We start from the raw sequence: 18,286 nt of genomic DNA on the forward strand, positions 1-18,286 counted from the left end.
AAAGCCAAAGTCTCGGCAGCGCAGTGCTGGCGGCGTGTCCTCACTGGCGACTATACAAAAGTCAGCTAAAATTTTTGCTATGCAAACCAAAATGACCCTGCACGGCGCCGGAGTGTATTACTTCGCAGTGACCGGAGCGAAAGACCAGCCCATTTTCAACTCGGTATTCGAGTATGAATATGGCCTCAGAATTCTGTCCAGTGTGGCCGGAACCCGCCTGCTTGCCTACGTACTGGACGAGCGGCAGATGCAGTTTGTGCTGCGCTGCCAGCGCGACTGGACCGAGGTGATGGACGATATCCAGACCGCCTTCGACAGCATGCACGAACGCTGCTGGCACAAGCGCCGTCAGGTGTTATCGGATCAGGGCGTGGTCCTGCTGGTCGATGAGCGTGCCGCACTGACTGAGCTGATATTGCAGTTACACCACTCACCGGTACACGATGGCAAAGTGGCCGATGCCAGCCTCTGGCCCTGGAGCAGTGATCGTTATTACCGTGAGCCGACTCCACCGGCCTGGCTGGATACCGAATCCATGCTCAATCTGCTGGTAAATGGCCGCCGTAACCGCGCCCAGCATTATATTGACGTAATGAAGGCGCCGTTCAGCCCTAAGCTTGATCTGAGCCACGGCAGCCACCCGCTGTATCAGGCGCTGGCCCGCGATCAGTGGGTGGATCAGCACCTGAAAAGAGAAGCTTTAACTCAATCTGCCTACTCACGCAGTGATGTGCAGCGCCTGTTCGACGATGCCTGCCAGCTGGTTGCCCGGCAATTTAATCTAACCAGCGCCGAGCTTTGTGACAAACATAACCGTCGCCGTTTTCATCACCTGATGCCTTTGGTTATCTGGCTGCTGCGTGAACGCGGTGTGCATCTGGATGCCATGACCAAACTGGTCGACGAAGACGAAGTACGGCTGCAACTCTGGTTACGCAACCTGCCTGCTGACCATACCCGCAATATCCGTGACAAACTGGCCCGCCAGTGGTCACCAGCGGCGCCCGGACTGGCTGCAATGCCAGCGGTGACAGACAGTACAGTCACGGAAGAGCCAGAAGCGCAAAATCCGGAGCCTGATAACCTGAACGCCGCCGAGACCGAAGCCGCCAGCGTCACGCCGCATTAATCTTCGCACCTGCAGGCTGAGGCTGCTTTCCGCGCCCGGCCTGCCTATAATCGCGCGATGACGATTTCATCCCCTTCTGCTCAGAACATATCCCGGCAATCCCCGCTCAGCATTGGTCTGCTGGGTACAGGGGCGGTTGGCACACTGATGGCCAGCCACTGGCGCCAGCACAGGGTATTTGCCCTGCCGCGCGATAAGGCGTCTGCAGTAACCCTCAACCTTTATCTCCCCAACAACGAAGCGGGAGAACAACAGCGGCAATGGGCGCTGCCGTGCTGGCAGGGAGAACCCCTCGACTGGCTGGTAGTCACCACCAAAGCCGCCGATACCCTGAACGCTCTGCAACCCTGGCTGAGTTATTTGCCGCAGGTGAACAATCTGCTGTTACTGCAGAATGGCATGGGCCAGCAGCAGCAATGCGCCGACTGGCTGGCACAGCAGCAGCTGCCGGTCAGACTCTGGGCCGGCATCTCCACCGCCGGAGGTTACCGGCGCGAAGCCGATAACGCTCAGGGCAGCGAAGTGGTGTATGCCGGAGCCGGACAAACCATTGCCGGGCGCTGGAGCGAAGACGATAGCGAAGACACACAGCTGCCGCCGGAAATAGAAGCCGTCAGCGATATCCACAACAGAATGCGCGAAAAGCTTGCCGTCAACGCCGTGATCAATCCGCTGACAGCGATTCTGCGTTGCCATAACGGCGAGCTGGTCAGTAACCCGCTTTATCTGCCACAGTTACAGGCACTGGCAGCAGAAGTGGACAACCTGTATCAGCAGCTGCACTGGCCGTTGTCACAGGATCTGACCGGCCGGGTAGAACAGGTCGCCCTGGCGACCGCCGCTAACCGCTCCTCGACCCTGCAGGATATTCTGGCCGGCAGAACAACCGAGCTGCCCTATATTTGTGGCTACCTGCAGCAACAGGCGCACAATCTCGGCCTGCCTTTACCGCTGACCGACCGGCTGATGCAACAGCTGCAGGTCTGAAACAGGAGTAATAGGATGTATCCGCACAGGAGGTTGCAGTCACCATGTTATTAGCACGGCAAAAAACCATGCTCGCCACTGTGACAGTCTGTGCGCTGATTATTATCCTCACCACACTGGCCTACATTGCCGCCGCTGACCGTGTCGGACGCGAACAACTGGCCCCCGAAATCAGCGATGCCTTTGCCGATATCCTGCAGATTCAGCTGACCCATAACATCACTGACCTGCCGACCCTGCAGTCAATGCTGGAGCGTTTTACCCGCCACTTCCAGATCCGTGAAGCCGCTTTATACAACAACCACGGAGAACGCCTGAGCCACAGTTATCGCAATTCGCCACTCTTGTCGGCACGTCTCGAAGACAGCTTGCTGATCGACAAACTGCACAAGTACCGGCTCAGCAGTCCGCGCGGGGAACTGCAATTATTAGTGATCAGCGACCGTTCCCTGCCAGGCTTTTTTATCCTCGATACATTAACCACCACGCTGTTTGTGGTCAGTATTTCTGCCCTGCTGATTTTTGCACTCTATGCCCTGACCCGGCGCTGGCAGAAACGCCCTTACCTGCAGCTGTTAAACAACGTGCGCCGTGCCACCCGCGATGGCGAGAAAGAAGAAGCCGTCACCATTCACAGCGACGACCCGGATATTCAGCCGCTGACCAGCGCTCTGAACGACCTGCTCTGGCAATATGACCAGCGCACCCTGAATTTACGTAATGCTCATCAGCAGGCCGAAAGCGCCCGCTTGCGGGCGACACGTCTGTCGACTGAAACCCGTCAGATTAACGAAAACCTGGCGCAGGAAATTTCGGTGCGGCGCGGTATCGAAACCCAGCTTAAAAATACCCAGACCCTGCTCGACGGTATTATTAATGCCATGCCGTCTGCTTTATTTACTCTGGATGCCCAGCTGCGCATCGTACAGTGCAATCAGCAGGCCGGAGACTGGCTGGGTAAGCAACGCCAGCAATTAACCGGTCGCCATTTGCTGCAACTGATACCCGAGCTTGCTCCCCATGCCGATCTGCTGAATGCCGCCGAACAGAACAGTGCCGTCCATAAACTGGAAAGACTGGCGATTAACAGTTTTATGCAGCCGCTGATGACCGACACCATGATCTATCCGCTGCCAGAGCAACAACAGGCCAAACTGGTACTGCGTATTGATGACGTATCACAGCGCCTGCAGCTGGAAGAAATTATGGTGCACAGCGAAAAGATGATGACGGTTGCCGGACTGGCGACCGGCATCGCCCATGAAATTAATAATCCTCTGGGAGCCATTCTGCAGAACCTGCAGAATATCCGCCGTCGCCTGCAGCCAGGCCTGAGTGCCAATGAGCGCATAGCAGCAGAAACCGGACTGCCGCTGGAGAATCTCGGCCGGTACCTGCAGCAACGCGATATCCTGCAATTTATGGATAATATCCAGCAGGCCGGCGAACGTGCCGCCAATATTATTGCCAATATGCTGCAATTTTCACGCAGCGATCAGCAGCAGAAACAGCGTACCGACCTTAATGCACTGATTAACAACACCCTGAGCATTGCCCGGGGTGATTTCGGCTTGCGTCATATTCAGCTGCAGTTTCACACAACCGAGCAACCCGCCTGGGTCGAATGTCTGCCCGGTGAAATAGAACAGGTGCTGCTGAATTTGCTGAAAAACTCAGTACAGGCACTGAGCGAGTATCAGCCTGACGACGCTCAGTGGCAGCCCAATATTCATCTCAGCATCGAACAGCGCGACCAACAGCAGGTCATTGTGCTGGAAGATAACGGCCCGGGAATTTCTGCCGCCAGTGCCGCGCATATTTTTGAACCTTTTTACACCACCAAAGACGTCGGTGAAGGCACCGGACTCGGCCTGTTTGTGTCTTACCTGATTATTACCAGCCACCATCACGGCCAGTTGCGCTATCGGGCAAGCACGCAATACGGTGGTGCCTGTTTTGAAATTGCCCTGCCTGCCGGTGATTGAATCCGGTATGCAACCGCCAGCCTCCAAACCCTAAATGAATTATTTTCAAACCAACCATGTGGATAATTCACTGCCTTTTGTACCAGCGCTATTGACCCATCGCACAGGGGTCTATACCCTTCGCGCTTTCAGGTGCCCTCAGCCTTTTTACTGACGAGGGTTAAACGGGAAGTCTGGTGTCGTGTGTTGTTACCGCCAATCCAGCGCTGCCCCCGCAACGGTGATCGACCATACTGACAGCGTTATGCCACTGTGCTCTGCATGGGAAGGTGTTGTCAGCGAGCTAATGCTCAGGTCGTAAGCCCGGATACCGGCCTGAATAACGATACTGACGTTGCGGTGGGCGACGGAGGGTGATCGCAAACCGTTGCCTTACTGCAGCGCACCTTGCTTTTTACGCCTCCGCCACTGCAACCCTGTTTTGGGTTTGCGGGTGAGCACTCTGAATACTGTTTTATTACAACGCTGCACATTGAATTCCCTGATTACACTGACTTTTCTGTTCAGTGGCTTTGCTATGCCCGCCTTTTCGACGACCGAACTGAACACCGTTGCTGTCTACGGACACAACGATTCCGGTTTTTCTCCTGATTTTCTCAGTGGCCACCATCAGCGGATAGAAAGAGAAGAATTTACCCGAAAATTTATTCTGTTACCTGAACTACTCGGGCAGCAAAGCGGAATAGACATTCAGAGCATCGGTGGCATAGGTCAATATTCCAGCCCGGTAATCCGCGGCTCGAGTGGACAGCAGGTACTGGTATTCTGGGATGGCCTGCAGATTAACTCACTCAACGGCGGCGGTGCTGATTTAAGTAAAATCTCGCTATCACAGGCCGAAACTGTCGATATATACCGCAGCATTGCCCCGGTAGAACTCTCATCGTCGGCCGTCGGCGGAATTATCCATATCCGCAGTCGCAGTCTTGCCGGAGAAATAATAAATCAGGGAGAAGTCCACGCGACCCACGGCAGTTACGGAACCCGACAGTACGCACTCAGCCAGAATTTTGGCAGCACAGAGTCTCAGTGGCTGCTCAGTGGTGATTTACTGCAGGCAGATAATGATTTTACCTATCTCGAACCACAACCTGTCGATAACCCGCAACAACCGGGATATGAAAAACGTTACAACAACGAAAGTCAGCAATATCAGTGGCTGATTAAAGGAAGACAGGCTCTGGGAGACAGCTACCTGAACATTGCTGTTCAGTCTGGCCGGGGAAAACGTGGATTAACATCACGCATCAACTTTCCAGCCAACCATGCGCAATTAAAAACAGATTCCGACAGCCTGCAATTAAACTGGCAAAAAACATGGGGCAAAGAGCAAAAAACAGAAATATCCGGCAACATTTATCGTCAGGATCAGCTTTATGATGATCGTGACTCTAATATCGGTCTGGGTGCACAGCTGAATCGCTATATTACCGATGGCCAGAAATTTCAGATTAACCACTATATGTGTGGCGACAATTTCAATGCCGTTTTTACCAGCCGGTTACAACAGGAAGAAACAGCAACAGATTTCCGCTTACTGAATGAAAGCGAGAAAGAACAGCAATGTCTGAATGGTAACGGTTGCGAAACAGCTTATAAGCGGCAACAGCTGGATAATGGCGGTCGTTTACAATACACACTGAATAACCGCGAGTTAACTGCTCAGTTCAGCCATATACGTCTATCCGATAAAGATCTTCAGAGTCTGGAAAATAACCGTCAGGATAATGTTAATACCTGGTCTGTGGGCATCGACCAGCGCCTGCCATCCGGCATTATTATCTACGCTAATATTGCCCATCAGGTGCGCCTGCCAACCACTAACGAATTATTCGGTGATCGTGGTACCAGCATGGGAAACCCAACCCTTCTGCCCGAACAGGCTGAGCACTATGAAACAGGCCTGCGCTTCCAGAACAGTAAGATAGAGCTGACGACCAGTTTGTATCTGCGTAATATCAGCGACGCTATTATTTCCGAAAGTGACAGCCGGGGCGTTATTCATTTTGACAACCTTGGGCGAACACGCCACACCGGACTTGAGCAGGATATCCGCTGGAATATCTGGTCAGCATTATCGCTTTCGGCAAGCATTACTCTGCAATCAAACGAAATTATCGAGTACACCCCAATACCCTATTACGAAGGGAATCAGGCCGCCGGGTATAGTCAGTTCTCAGGCTATTTCAGTGCGTCCTGGACAAAAAACCACTGGGATTTTTCTGTCGGAAACTATCGCCAGAGTGATGGTTACTACAACAATTCCAACCTTCTCGAAAAAGATGCTGAAAACAGCTGGAATGCATCCGCAGGCTACCAGAAAAAAAGCTGGCGGGTCAGCATGAACGTAACAGATGCAACCAGCAATTCCGCCCGTGACTACCCTTACTATCCTGAACCTGGCCGCATGTTCTTTCTGCGCGCCCACTACCAATGGTAAATATTAATAATGACGATTAAAACCTCTGCCATCACAGCATGTATCTCTTCTGCGTTACTGCTGAGCGGCTGTAATGACAATGATAATAAAGCGGAAGCCATTACATTCAACGATATTGCCGTTGTGCAATCGGTAGCCTCTGGCGAAAGCATGATTGAATTCACTGATGGCATTACCGATGTTGCCAGCAACTATAATTCAAAAACAGCAACCGATTACGGTATCGCAACAAGAGGCGAATACATCTACCATATTGGGCGCTACAACATTGATACCATTCAGAAGTATCACATAGATAACCCGCAGCTCGGCTACTACCCGGGTGAAGGCTACTCACTGCGTTCAGCCGGTGAAACAACATCTGCCAATCCATACAACATCAGTTTCATCACGGATGATACCGCCGTGATCACACGCTACGGTTCTGCCAAAGCCTGGGTTATCAATCTTGCGGCAAAAAACTCTGATGATTTTCTTATCCGTGAACTTGATTTAAGCCATCACACCACGGGGGCAGATGATACTGTGCCTGAAATGGATATGGTATTTACCCATAACAACAGAGTGTATATTACTTTGCAGAATCTGACCGAATGGGTTTCATCCGGTAATGAAAAAGTGGTTGTTTTTGATGCTACCAGCTGGGAAGAAATTGATACCGATTCAGTAACCCCTGGTACACAGGCCATTGAGCTTAGCCTTGCCAATCATCAGAGCGGCGTAGTCTATGGCGATACAATGTACCTTGGATCACTCGTTTACGGCCCACTTTCCGGTGGTATTGAGGCCGTTAACCTGAATGATTTTTCAACGGAAGTATTAACTGATGAATATGCTGTTAATCGTGTAACAGCAACGGAAAGCGGCAAGATTTTTTTCACATCCTATGAAGGCTGGAGCAGTGAAAAAGGCTCTTCTATCGATACGCTGTACAAGCTGAATAGTGATAACTCGGCCAGCAAAGTCAGCACCGAACTTGCATCTGGTAATATCTCAGCACTGGCCAGCAAAGGCGAAGTACTCTGGCTGGGCCTTCCCGGAACATCGAACAAGATCATCCGTATTAATGCAGCTGCTGATTTTTCGGCACCGAAGCCACTGAACGAAATACAATTAAGTTCTGTTGAAACGGCATTAAAACCAGTTCAGATTGAGTTTCTGACTATTGAACAGAACATCGGTGACTTCTGAAAAGTCGCTGGTACGTCAACATCTAACGTGGTGACTTTATGGGCAACCGCTTATCAAAAATCGTAACCAAAACAGGTGACGGTGGTGAAACCGGTCTGGGTGATGGTTCACGCGTCAGCAAAAGCAGCGAACGTATCCACGCTATTGGTGATGTGGATGAGCTGAATTCCTGGATGGGATTACTGCGCGCCGAACTGAGCGCTGATGACGACCTGCAGCCATTGCTGCACCAGATTCAGCATGATCTGTTCGACCTTGGCGGTGAGCTGTCGGTACCTGGGTTTTACGCCCTGAGCGAAGAGTTGCTGCAGGATATTGAAGATAATCTGGAAGCACTGAACGATTCTCTGCCAGCGCTGAAAGATTTTATTCTTCCCGGCGGCAACCGTTGCGCCGCCTGCGCGCATATGGCACGTACCGTTTGTCGCCGTGCTGAGCGCTCTCTGGTTGAAATGGCCCGCACTGAAACTGTCAGCTCGCTGGCACTGCGTTATCTCAACCGTTTATCCGACCTGCTGTTTATTCTCGCCCGGGTTCTCGCCCGGCGCGATAATGGTCAGGAGGTTATCTGGCAAAGCCGGCATAAGCGCAACGACAATAATTCCTGATGCCGTCAGTCTGATAAACTATAAAAAAACGCCCACTGTATCGTGGGCGTTTTTTATGACATATCGCTGATATTTATCAGACCTTAAATTGCTCAACCCGCTGCGCAAGTGAATCGGTAATCGCCTGAGTCTGACGTACGGCCTGCACGGTTCCTTCAGCATTACTGGAGGTTTGCTGGCCACTGTCACGGATTGCTTCCAGATTATGTTCAAGATCAGCCGCGCTGCGTTTTTGCTCATTGGCAGTCACGACGATATCCGTCGTCTTCTTCTGAATATCACCCATGCTGATCTGAATTTCATTCAGCGTGGTGCTGACCTGTTCAGAGTGAGAGACCGTGCTTTCTACCATTTTACGGTTCACTTCCATGGTATCCACTGCACTGACAATATTTTTCTGCACTTCGCTGATCAGGCCTTCAATTTCCTGCGCAGATCCCTGTGTACGGCTGGCTAGGGTCCGTACTTCGTCGGCAACCACCGCAAACCCCCGCCCCTGCTCACCGGCCCGGGCTGCTTCAATGGCCGCATTCAGTGCCAGTAAATTGGTCTGCTCAGCAATGCCTTTAATAGTCGCCAGAATACTGCTGATGCTGGAAGAATTCTCTGCCAGACGGTTAACCGCCTCCATTGAGTTGGCCATTTCATCGGCCAGACTGCGCACCTGATCCATCACCCGGGTAACAACCTGTCCGGCTTCATCGGATTTTTTATGGCCACTGTGCGCCGCTTCTTCTGCCTCTTCAGCCAGATGGGTAACGGTTACCGCACGGTCGGCCATATCACTGATAATCTGTGAAACCTGATTGGTTTGTTCCAGCTGAATCTGCACGGCCTGACGGCTGCGGTTGGCAATGCTTTCGACTTCATTCACATTGACACTGACCGAACCGGCACTGTCTTTTACTGCAGCCAGGGTATTGCGGATATTGCTGATCATTTCATTGAATGCATCGCGCAACTGTCCCATTTCATCACGGCCACTGAAGCTGATTTCATGGGTCAGGTCACCATTGGCAATATCACGGGCCGTACCGGAAAAACGCTTAATGGTGTAACGGATAGACATAAAAAATGCGAGATACAGATAGACAATAATGGTCAGTGCTGACAGCAGAACCAGAGCCAGTATTCCGATGCGTTTTTGCTGCCCATCGAGACGCGACTGTAATTTACGGCCGATCAGCGGAAAAGCTTTATTTTCTATGTCTTTTAATACCTGTAGCTGACTCTGATAGAACTTATCATAATCCTGCCAGCTGGATTCGATGGTGGCTGCCGCAATAATTTCTTCATCTATTTTCATGCGAATACTGTCAATCGCTTTAACAGCAGCCTGAGCTGCAGTCAGCAAGTCAGCATCACCTACCGCTTCTGCACTACTGACCATCAGCTGCATATTGGGTTGGGCGGCCAGCAGCTGGTCGTAAACAACATTCATCAGATCATAGGTGGCTGATTGCAGATACTGTTCTACAAAAGCATACACCCCTGCCGCATGCCCCATACCGCCGACCAGATGAGCTTCAGGCAATGTCATCACAATGCCGACAAGGCGCTGAATATCACCATCCGAATCCAGTGAAATACCGGAAGACTGGGTGTACTGACGAATAACCAGATACAGTTCATCAATGACAATCTGATAATATTTATACTGATCACGGAAGGTCGGCTGACGATGCTCACCGCTCATTTTCAGGCGATGGGCATACTTTTTCTCCCAGCCTTTTAATAGTGTAAGCAGCTCTTCATCATCAGTGCTTTGCAGTAACGCCTGAATTTGCTGGGGAATTTCGTTCATGCGCTGTTCTGCACGGGCGCGGAGTTCTTCATTATTCTGATGCGGCACCACCGCAGCCAGATCACGGAATGCTTCAAGCTCGTGGGCAAAATTGAATAATTGCTGGGTGCTCTGCAGCCCGCTCAGCTCCAGCTCTGTTTTCTTCATCGATTCAAATGCAGCAAGAAATACCTGCCCGCTCAGAACCACCAGAGGCACCATAAACAAAAAACTGATCAGGCCGAACTTGGCAGCATAATTCAGCTGACCCATAAATTTGATTGCCGGCCACATTAGTGCTTTCAGCATAGACTCCTCACACCCTTACTTATGCTTGTTATCTGAGATCTCTCGGCGCAGGAAAACCTTTCACCGGTGACTCTCCGGGTACTCTTAATTTATACAATATTGCCTGTATGCAACGCCTTACTCTGGCAACGCCTGACTGTTCGCATCGCTACATCAGAACATCACGCAAATCCTGCAGGTACATCACCAGACGCTGGCTGAACCGTGCAGCCTCAGCGCCATCAATCACCCGGTGATCGTAAGACAGCGATAAAGGCAGCATCAGACGCGGTACAAAAGCCGTACCATCCCATACCGGTTGCATCGATGCTTTCGATAATCCGAGAATGGCAACTTCCGGGGGATTCACAATGGGGGTAAACGCTGTACCTCCAATACCACCGAGGCTGGACAAACTGAAACAGCCGCCCTGCATGTCTGCTAATGGTAGCTTACCCAATCGGGCCAATTCGGCCTTATCGGTAAGCTCTTGTGTGATTTGTGTAACCGACTTCTGATTCACGTCGCGAATGACAGGCACCAGTAATCCTTTCGGCGTATCAACCGCCACACCAACATGCACATAGTGCTTCAGAATCAGCTTTTCGCCATCGGCACTGAGCGAGGCATTAAAAGATGGAAAATCTTCCAGCGCTCTGGCAATGGCTTTCAGCACGAAGGGAACAATAGAAAACTTTATTCCCTGCCGCGCATAACGTTCATTCTGCTGTTTGCGATAATTTTCCAGGTCAGTGATATCGGCCTGATCAAATTGCGTGACTTGTGGCACATTCAGCCAGGCTGTTGTCATCGCCCGCGCGGTTGCCCGTTTAATATTATTCAGCGGACTTTCACTGACTTCACCGAATCTGGCAAAGTCCACCACAGGCACCGCAGGAATACCTGAGCCACCCGGCACAGAAGCTGGCACACTGCTCAGCCGCTGTTTTACGTGGCGCTGGATATCGTCTTTGGTGATACGCTGTTTTGGCCCGCTGCCGCTGACCTGTGCCAGATCGACACCAAATTCGCGCGCCAGTTTGCGTACCGCCGGACCGGCATGAACTTCAGTAGTGGAAGAACGCACATCAGCAGCAGTCGTTGTAGCCACAGTTGCAACTGTTGTTTTTGGCGTTGTTACCTGTGCTGCTGTCTTTTCTGTTGGCGCCACCTCAGCCGCTGCAGATGCAGAAGCGTTTTTTCCCGCATATACAGCATTACCAGCAGCCGGCTGTAATTTAAGTATCACATCACCGTTACTGACTTTATCACCGGTTTTAACGGCGACACTGATTACAGTACCAGCCTGACCGGCCGGAATTTCCATCGACGCTTTATCCGATTCCAGCACCAGCACGGTTTGTTCGGCACCAATCTCATCACCGGCACTGACCTGTACTTCAATCACTTCCACCTGTTCAGAACCGCCTAGATCCGGGATCACAATATCAACGGCTGCAGCAGGTTCAGTTGTTTGTGGCGGAGCACTTTCTACAGCATTGTTTGCCTGAGCTTCTGTCGTTTTCTGTTCTTCAGCAGGAGCGTTTTCAGCGTTTTTTTCTTCAGCGGCATTTTCTTCAGTACCTGAAGCATCGCTATCCAGTTCACCGAATACATCACCACTGCTGACTTTATCGCCCACTTTAACACTCAGGTTTTTAATCACGCCGGCGGCTTCGGCCGGAATTTCCATTGTTGCTTTATCGGTTTCCAGAACAATTAATGCCTGTTCCATTTCGACCGTATCGCCGGGGCTGACCAGAATTTCGATCACTTCAACCTGACTGGCACCACCGAGATCCGGGATTTTTAAAGTCGTCATGCATCCATCCTCAGCTGTACAGTGGGTCAGGTTTGGCGGCATCGATATTCAGTTCGCTGCGCCACTGTTCGAGATCAGCGGCTTTTAACGCACCACTTTTTACCAGCTCGGTGCCGGCAGCCCAGGCTACGTGTTGCCAATCCACTTCAAAGAAGCGGCGTAAATTTTCACGCGAATCGCTGCGGCCAAAACCATCGGTACCCAGCGTGCGGTAACGCCGTCCTTCAGGAATAAAGGCGCGTATCTGTTCGGCGTAGGTTTTCATATGGTCGGTTGTGGCAACGATTGGGCCTTCGCTGTCTGCCAGCTGACGGGTAACCCAGGGAACCGGAGGCTGCTCAGTCGCGGACAATAACGCTGTCCGCTCACAGGCCAGACCATCGCGGCGTAATTCATTAAAGGACGTTACGCTCCAGACATCGGCAGCAATGCCCTTGCCTTCCAGCCACTGCGCCGCCTGTTCAACCTGGCGTAAAATAGAGCCGCTGCCCAGCAGCTGAATACGCGCCGGCTTCTTGTTTTTCGCGCCTTTAATTGCCGATTTTTTCAGGCGATACAGCCCGCGTTTAATCCCCTCTTCCACCCCTTCCGGCATCGGCGGATGAACGTAGTTTTCATTCAGGCTGGTGATGTAATAGAAGACTTTTTCTTTCTTCTCATACATGCGCTTCAGGCCATCCTGAATAATAACGGCCAGCTCATAAGCATAAGTCGGATCGTAGCTGACACAGTTGGGAATGGTGGATGCCAGGATATGACTGTGACCATCCTGATGCTGTAAACCTTCACCATTCAGGGTTGTCCGCCCTGAAGTTGCACCAATCAGAAATCCCTGACACTGCATATCGCCAGCTGCCCAGGCCAGATCACCGATGCGCTGGAAGCCAAACATCGAGTAATAAATATAAAACGGAATCATCGCCAGACCGTTGGTACTGTACGAACTGCCCGCTGACATCCAGGCGGCAAAAGCACCGGCTTCGTTAATACCTTCTTCCAGAATGCGGCCTTTTTTATCCTCGCGGTAATACATCACCTGGCCCTGATCAACCGGTTCGTATAACTGACCTTCGGATGAATAAATACCCAACTGGCGGAATAAACCTTCCATACCAAAGGTACGCGCTTCATCCGGCACGATTGGTACCACGCGGTCGCCCATGATTTTATCTTTCACCAGCTGCGACATAATGCGCACAAAGGCCATGGTGGTGGATATTTCACGTTCACCGCTGCCTTCGGTCTGGGCTTTAAAAAACTCCAGATCCGGTGCGGTTAATGCCGTCCAGTTTTCTGTACGCTGCGGTAAATAGCCGCCAAGTTTTTCCCGCTGTTTACGCATATAGGTCAGCTCCGGACTGTCTGCCGGTGGCCGGTAAAAGGGCATATGCGGAAGATCTTCATCACGTACCGGAATATCAAAACGGTCGCGGAACGCTTTAATGCTTTCTATATCGAGTTTTTTAACCGAATGCGCCTGATTCTGCCCTTCAGCTTCGGCCCCCATGCCGTAGCCTTTAATGGTATGAGCCAGAATAACCGTTGGCTGTCCTTTATGATTTACCGCCGCGTGATAGGCGGCATAAACTTTATAAGGATCATGGCCGCCACGGTTCAGGCGGAAAATATCTTCATCGGATAAATCTTTAATTAATTCCGTCAGCTCCGGATATTTATCAAAGAAATGCTCGCGGGTGTATTTCCCACCTTTGGCTTTGTAATTCTGGTATTCACCGTCAACGGTTTCGTCCATGCGCTTCTGCAGCACGCCTTTACGGTCTTTCGCCAGCAGTGGGTCCCAGTGCCGCCCCCACACGACTTTAATCACATTCCAGCCGGCACCCCGGAACTGACTTTCAAGCTCCTGAATAATTTTGCCATTACCCCGCACAGGACCATCAAGGCGCTGCAGATTGCAGTTAACCACGAAGATTAAATTCTCTAATTTTTCCCGTCCGGCCAGACCAATAGCCCCCAGGGTTTCCGGCTCGTCACATTCGCCATCACCGAGGAAAGCCCAGACCTTACGGCCTTTGCGCGGCACCAGTCCGCGCGCGGACATATAACGCATAAAATGCGCCTGATAAATCGCCTGCAGTGGACCAAGGCCCATAGACACCGTCGGGAACTGCCAGTAATCCGGCATCAGTTTCGGGTGAGGGTAAGAGGATAACCCCGGAGCCAAAGCTTCACGGCGAAAGCGCTCCAGATCAGATTCCTGAAAACGCCCTTCCAGATAAGAACGGGCATAAATACCCGGCGCCACATGGCCCTGATAATAAATCAGGTCGCCCAGTGGTGATTCGTCACTGTTGGCATTAGGCGCACGGAAAAAATGGTTAAAGGCCACATCATAGAGTGTGGCACTGGAAGCAAAACTGGAGATATGGCCACCTAAATCGCCCGCGCCTTCTTTGTTGGCGCGCAGAACCATGGCCAGCGCATTCCAGCGCACCAGCGAGCGGATGCGACGCTCCATAAACAGATCACCAGGCATCGGCGCTTCATTTTCCGGAGCGATGGTATTGCGGTAAGGCGTATTCAGCGCATAAGGCAGCGGCATGCCATCACGGGTGGCACGTTCGGCGATACGTTCGATCAGAAAATGGGCGCGTTCGACCCCTTCGGCACGGATCACAGAGTGAATGGCATCGACCCACTCTTTGGTTTCCTGCGGATCAGGATCGACCGTAACATCCTGATTTAACTTGCGTTCATCCATTGTGCATTCCCGGTTCAGGCGATGGTTGTAATCCAGTATAGTTAAGGACTCAGTGAACACCCGTTAGCCAGCGGAAATCCCATGTTTCAGGAATCACAAAAAAGTATGAGTAACAGCGAGCAAACAGCCAATACCGATCGCCACCAGCAGAAAATGCAGAAGCATAAAGAGAAGGTCGATGCCGCCATCGCCCGTGCTCAGGAAGAACGCGGCGTTATCATCGTGCTCACCGGAAATGGTAAAGGGAAAAGCAGCTCCGGCTTCGGCACCGTTATCCGCACGCTGGGGCATGGCTATAAGGCTGGGCTGGTGCAGTTTATTAAAGGCACCTGGGACTGCGGCGAAGCCAAAATTCTCGCCACCCTGCCGGGTCTTACCCATGAAGTAATGGGCTCGGGCTTTACCTGGGAAACACAGAATAAAGAGCAGGATCAGCGCGCCTTTGATGCGGTCTGGCCAAAGGCCAAAGCCATGCTCAGCGATCCTGAACTACGCACCGTGATGCTGGATGAAATCACCTATATGCTGGCGTACGATCTGCTGGATTTTGACGAACTAAAAACCGCGCTGGAAAACCGCCCGCCGGAGCAGAATGTGATTCTGACCGGCCGTGGTGCGCCAACGGCTCTGCGCGATCTGGCCGATACCGTCACCGATATGAAAATGGAAAAACACGCCTTTAAAGCCGGAGTGAAAGCTCAGGCCGGTATTGAGTGGTAATTCCGCAATCAGGCCTCGCGGATCATCACCAGCGCAAAACCGCTTTCCGCCATCAGGCTCAGTGACTGTCCGCTGAGCCTGAACAAATCCCCGCGCTGTAAACGCTGCCCATCAGCACTGATGGCTGCGCCACGGAATACATAACCCAGCGCATCGTCTTCAAGCGCCCACTCATCGCCTGCCGCCAGTTGCAGCACATCCACCCGGGTTGAAGCCGCAAACAATTCGCCACCGTACACACAGGTCAGGCCGGACGGATTGAGCTCAATAACCTGATAACCCGCCTCGCCTTCGTGGCTCTGCGGCACCAGCCAGATCTGCACCATAGCCGGATAATCCGCGCCCGGATTCTGCTCGTTATGGCGAAAGCCTTTGATGCCACTGCGCTGTAACTGCACCTGACCGGCCTGCAGCACTTCACCATCGCCGATACTGCCCTGATGATGCAGCTCACCACGGGTCATCACACTGACGATATCAATCTGCTCATGGCTGTGCAGTCCGGTCGAACCTCCGGGTAAAAACCAGGCATTGGCTAAATAAACACAGGCGCCAAAACCGGGCCAGCATTCCTCGCGTACATGATGACCAAACTGGCGCGGGTCCATTACCAGCACCCGTTCGCGGATGCCGCCAAAACCGGAAATCTCAACCTGCTCTTCTGCCAGCAGCTCTAATGCCACGTTCTTTTCTCCGTTCTGCACCACGACATAGCAACGCTACGTTGCGCTACGACATTACAGCGCTGCGTTGCACCGTCAGGGACTGTTTACACCACTTACGCCAGCCATGCGAACAATCGGGCCAAGGTGATAGAACGTAAGTACCAAAGTTTCAAAAAACTGTCACCGCGCTGACACAGAGCCTGCCTAGACTCGCGCATTCTTTAGCACGCACCACACTCACCCGTCGCGTGGATTGTATGCCGATCCACCTATAAAAAAGGAGTCCGACATGGATATCAGCCGCCGTAAATTTCTATCCCGCACCGGCGCCGGCGTTGCCGGTATGGGTGCCCTGAGTCAGTCCGGTCTGAGCATGGCGATGAGCAGCCCGTCGCCAATTGAAGCCAATGATCCCGGCCATTTTAACTACGGCGTTGCCAGTGGCGACCCGCGCGCCGACCGCGTCATTCTCTGGACTCACTTTCTGCCGGAAGTGAATATGCCCCTGACCGTCAGCTGGAAAGTCGCACTGGATGAAGGCATGACTCAGGTGGTACGCAGCGGCGACTTCCGCACCGACGCCAGCCGCGACTTCACCGTTAAAGTTGATGCCGACGGCCTGCAGCCCGGCACCACCTATTTCTACCAGTTCAGTGCCCTGGGCAAAAATTCCGAAATCGGCCGCACCCGCACCGCTCCGGAAGGCGATATCGACAGCGCCCGTTTTGCCGTGGTGTCCTGCTCCAGCTACCCGCACGGTTACTTTAACGTGTACCGCGCGCTGGCCAACCGCAACGATCTGGATGCCGTCATCCACCTCGGTGACTACATCTACGAATACGCTCAGGACGAATACGGCGAACTGCTGCTGCGTGAGAAACGCGCACTGGCACCGGCCCACGAAATTGTCAGCCTGTCGGACTACCGCCGCCGCCACGCCATGTACAAACTGGATGAAGATTTAAAAGCCGCTCACCAGCGTCATCCGTTTATCACCGTCTGGGATGACCACGAGTTTGCCAACGATGCTAATGTCTACGGTGCCGAAAACCACAACGATGGCGAAGGTGACTGGAACGAACGCAAAGCAGCGGCCAAACAGGCTTATTTTGAGTGGATGCCGATCCGCGAAAACAGCAACGGCAGCATCAGCCGCAATCTGCGTTATGGCGATCTGCTCGACCTGCTGATGCTCGATACCCGTATTGAAGGCCGTGACGAAGCACCATCCGGCACCGACAAGCAGCGCGAAGCCAAAGACGAAAACCGCACCCTGCTTGGTTTTGAACAGGAAGCCTGGCTGCACCAGCAGTTACAGAGCAGCAGCGCACGCTGGAAGATCGTAGGTCAGCAGGTAATGATGGCGCAGCGCTACTTTATTGACCTGCCAGATCATTTTGGCGGTGGTGCCTCTCTCTGGCTCGACAGCTGGGACGGCTACAGCGCTACCCGCGACCGTTTGCTGGCGCTGCTGCGCAACGAGCAGATTGATAACGTGGTGATTCTCACCGGCGACGTACACAGCTCCTTTGCTGCTGACCTGAGCGACAACCCTTACGACCGCAATAACTACAACCGCTACAGCGGTGAAGGCTCTCTGGCGGTGGAATTTGTCTGCCCATCGGTCACCTCTCCGGGTTTCCCGCCGGTGATTGCCGAAGCCGGAGCACAGACCATTATGGATGCCAGCCCGCACATCAAGTTTGCCGAACTGCGCCAGCACGGGTTTATCCTGCTCAGCGCTGACCGCGAACAGGTTCAGGCCGACTGGTACTACGTGCCACAGATCCTTAAGCGTTCTGCCGACACTTACCATGCCCGCAGTTACCGCACCCTGAGTGGCGATAACCGCCTGCAACGGGTAGCCGGGCCTCTGCCCTGATGCCCTGATGCCCTGATGCCCTGATGCCCTGATGCCCTGAATCAGAGGCATGTAACTGAAAACG

General features: G+C 52.6%; 12 protein-coding genes and 1 riboswitch. Of the genes, 8 read left to right on the top strand and 4 right to left on the bottom strand.

Going from position 1 to position 18,286, the window contains the following annotated elements; genetic code table 11:
- Positions 1 to 79: 79 nt before the first annotated feature.
- The 6 genes from HUF19_RS13935 to HUF19_RS13960 all read left to right on the top strand — a co-directional run bounded on the left by HUF19_RS13935 (position 80) and on the right by HUF19_RS13960 (position 8,340).
- Entirely contained in the window at positions 80 to 1,129 is a 1,050-nt protein-coding gene (locus tag HUF19_RS13935; protein ID WP_260997180.1) for a hypothetical protein, read from the top strand.
- 57 nt (positions 1,130 to 1,186) lie between these two features.
- The gene (locus tag HUF19_RS13940; RefSeq protein ID WP_260997181.1) at positions 1,187 to 2,116 is read left to right on the top strand and encodes a ketopantoate reductase family protein; all 930 of its coding nucleotides are present in this window, start codon (positions 1,187 to 1,189) and stop codon (positions 2,114 to 2,116) included.
- A gap of 44 nt (positions 2,117 to 2,160) precedes the next feature.
- Positions 2,161 to 4,101, top strand: a complete 1,941-nt coding sequence (locus HUF19_RS13945; protein WP_260997182.1) for a two-component system sensor histidine kinase NtrB — start codon at positions 2,161 to 2,163, stop codon at positions 4,099 to 4,101.
- 112 nt (positions 4,102 to 4,213) lie between these two features.
- Positions 4,214 to 4,434: riboswitch (cobalamin riboswitch) on the top strand.
- A 184-nt stretch (positions 4,435 to 4,618) separates the two neighbouring features.
- On the top strand, positions 4,619 to 6,541 hold the full coding sequence (locus HUF19_RS13950) for a TonB-dependent receptor (RefSeq protein ID WP_260997183.1): 1,923 nt from the start codon (positions 4,619 to 4,621) through the stop codon (positions 6,539 to 6,541).
- Between the two features lie 9 nt (positions 6,542 to 6,550).
- Positions 6,551 to 7,732, top strand: a complete 1,182-nt coding sequence (locus tag HUF19_RS13955; RefSeq protein ID WP_260997184.1) for a hypothetical protein — start codon at positions 6,551 to 6,553, stop codon at positions 7,730 to 7,732.
- Between the two features lie 38 nt (positions 7,733 to 7,770).
- A complete protein-coding gene (locus tag HUF19_RS13960; RefSeq protein WP_260997185.1) occupies positions 7,771 to 8,340 on the top strand; it encodes a cob(I)yrinic acid a,c-diamide adenosyltransferase in 570 nt (189 codons plus the stop codon).
- A 76-nt stretch (positions 8,341 to 8,416) separates the two neighbouring features.
- On the opposite strand, the gene HUF19_RS13965 is transcribed toward HUF19_RS13960, so the two are convergent.
- The 3 genes from HUF19_RS13965 to aceE all read right to left on the bottom strand — a co-directional run bounded on the left by HUF19_RS13965 (position 8,417) and on the right by aceE (position 14,955).
- On the bottom strand, positions 8,417 to 10,432 hold the full coding sequence (locus HUF19_RS13965; RefSeq protein ID WP_260997186.1) for a methyl-accepting chemotaxis protein: 2,016 nt from the start codon (positions 10,430 to 10,432) through the stop codon (positions 8,417 to 8,419).
- A 148-nt stretch (positions 10,433 to 10,580) separates the two neighbouring features.
- A complete protein-coding gene (gene aceF / locus HUF19_RS13970) occupies positions 10,581 to 12,233 on the bottom strand; it encodes a dihydrolipoyllysine-residue acetyltransferase (RefSeq protein WP_260997187.1) in 1,653 nt (550 codons plus the stop codon).
- Between the two features lie 10 nt (positions 12,234 to 12,243).
- The gene (gene aceE / locus HUF19_RS13975) at positions 12,244 to 14,955 is read right to left on the bottom strand and encodes a pyruvate dehydrogenase (acetyl-transferring), homodimeric type (protein WP_260997188.1); all 2,712 of its coding nucleotides are present in this window, start codon (positions 14,953 to 14,955) and stop codon (positions 12,244 to 12,246) included.
- A gap of 105 nt (positions 14,956 to 15,060) precedes the next feature.
- Between aceE and cobO the strand changes: the two genes are divergently transcribed.
- Positions 15,061 to 15,675 carry a cob(I)yrinic acid a,c-diamide adenosyltransferase gene (gene cobO / locus HUF19_RS13980; protein ID WP_260997189.1) on the top strand — a complete coding sequence of 205 codons (615 nt, stop codon included), beginning with the start codon at positions 15,061 to 15,063 and terminating at the stop codon, positions 15,673 to 15,675.
- An 8-nt stretch (positions 15,676 to 15,683) separates the two neighbouring features.
- On the opposite strand, the gene HUF19_RS13985 is transcribed toward cobO, so the two are convergent.
- The gene (locus tag HUF19_RS13985; protein WP_260997190.1) at positions 15,684 to 16,358 is read right to left on the bottom strand and encodes a pirin family protein; all 675 of its coding nucleotides are present in this window, start codon (positions 16,356 to 16,358) and stop codon (positions 15,684 to 15,686) included.
- A 271-nt stretch (positions 16,359 to 16,629) separates the two neighbouring features.
- Here HUF19_RS13985 and HUF19_RS13990 point away from each other — a divergent pair, with 271 nt between their 5' ends.
- Positions 16,630 to 18,222 carry an alkaline phosphatase D family protein gene (locus HUF19_RS13990; protein ID WP_260997191.1) on the top strand — a complete coding sequence of 531 codons (1,593 nt, stop codon included), beginning with the start codon at positions 16,630 to 16,632 and terminating at the stop codon, positions 18,220 to 18,222.
- The last annotated feature ends 64 nt before the right edge of the window (positions 18,223 to 18,286 follow it).

The sequence above is a fragment of the Thalassolituus hydrocarboniclasticus genome (genome assembly GCF_025345565.1).
Taxonomy (GTDB): domain Bacteria; phylum Pseudomonadota; class Gammaproteobacteria; order Pseudomonadales; family Oceanobacteraceae; genus Venatoribacter; species Venatoribacter hydrocarboniclasticus.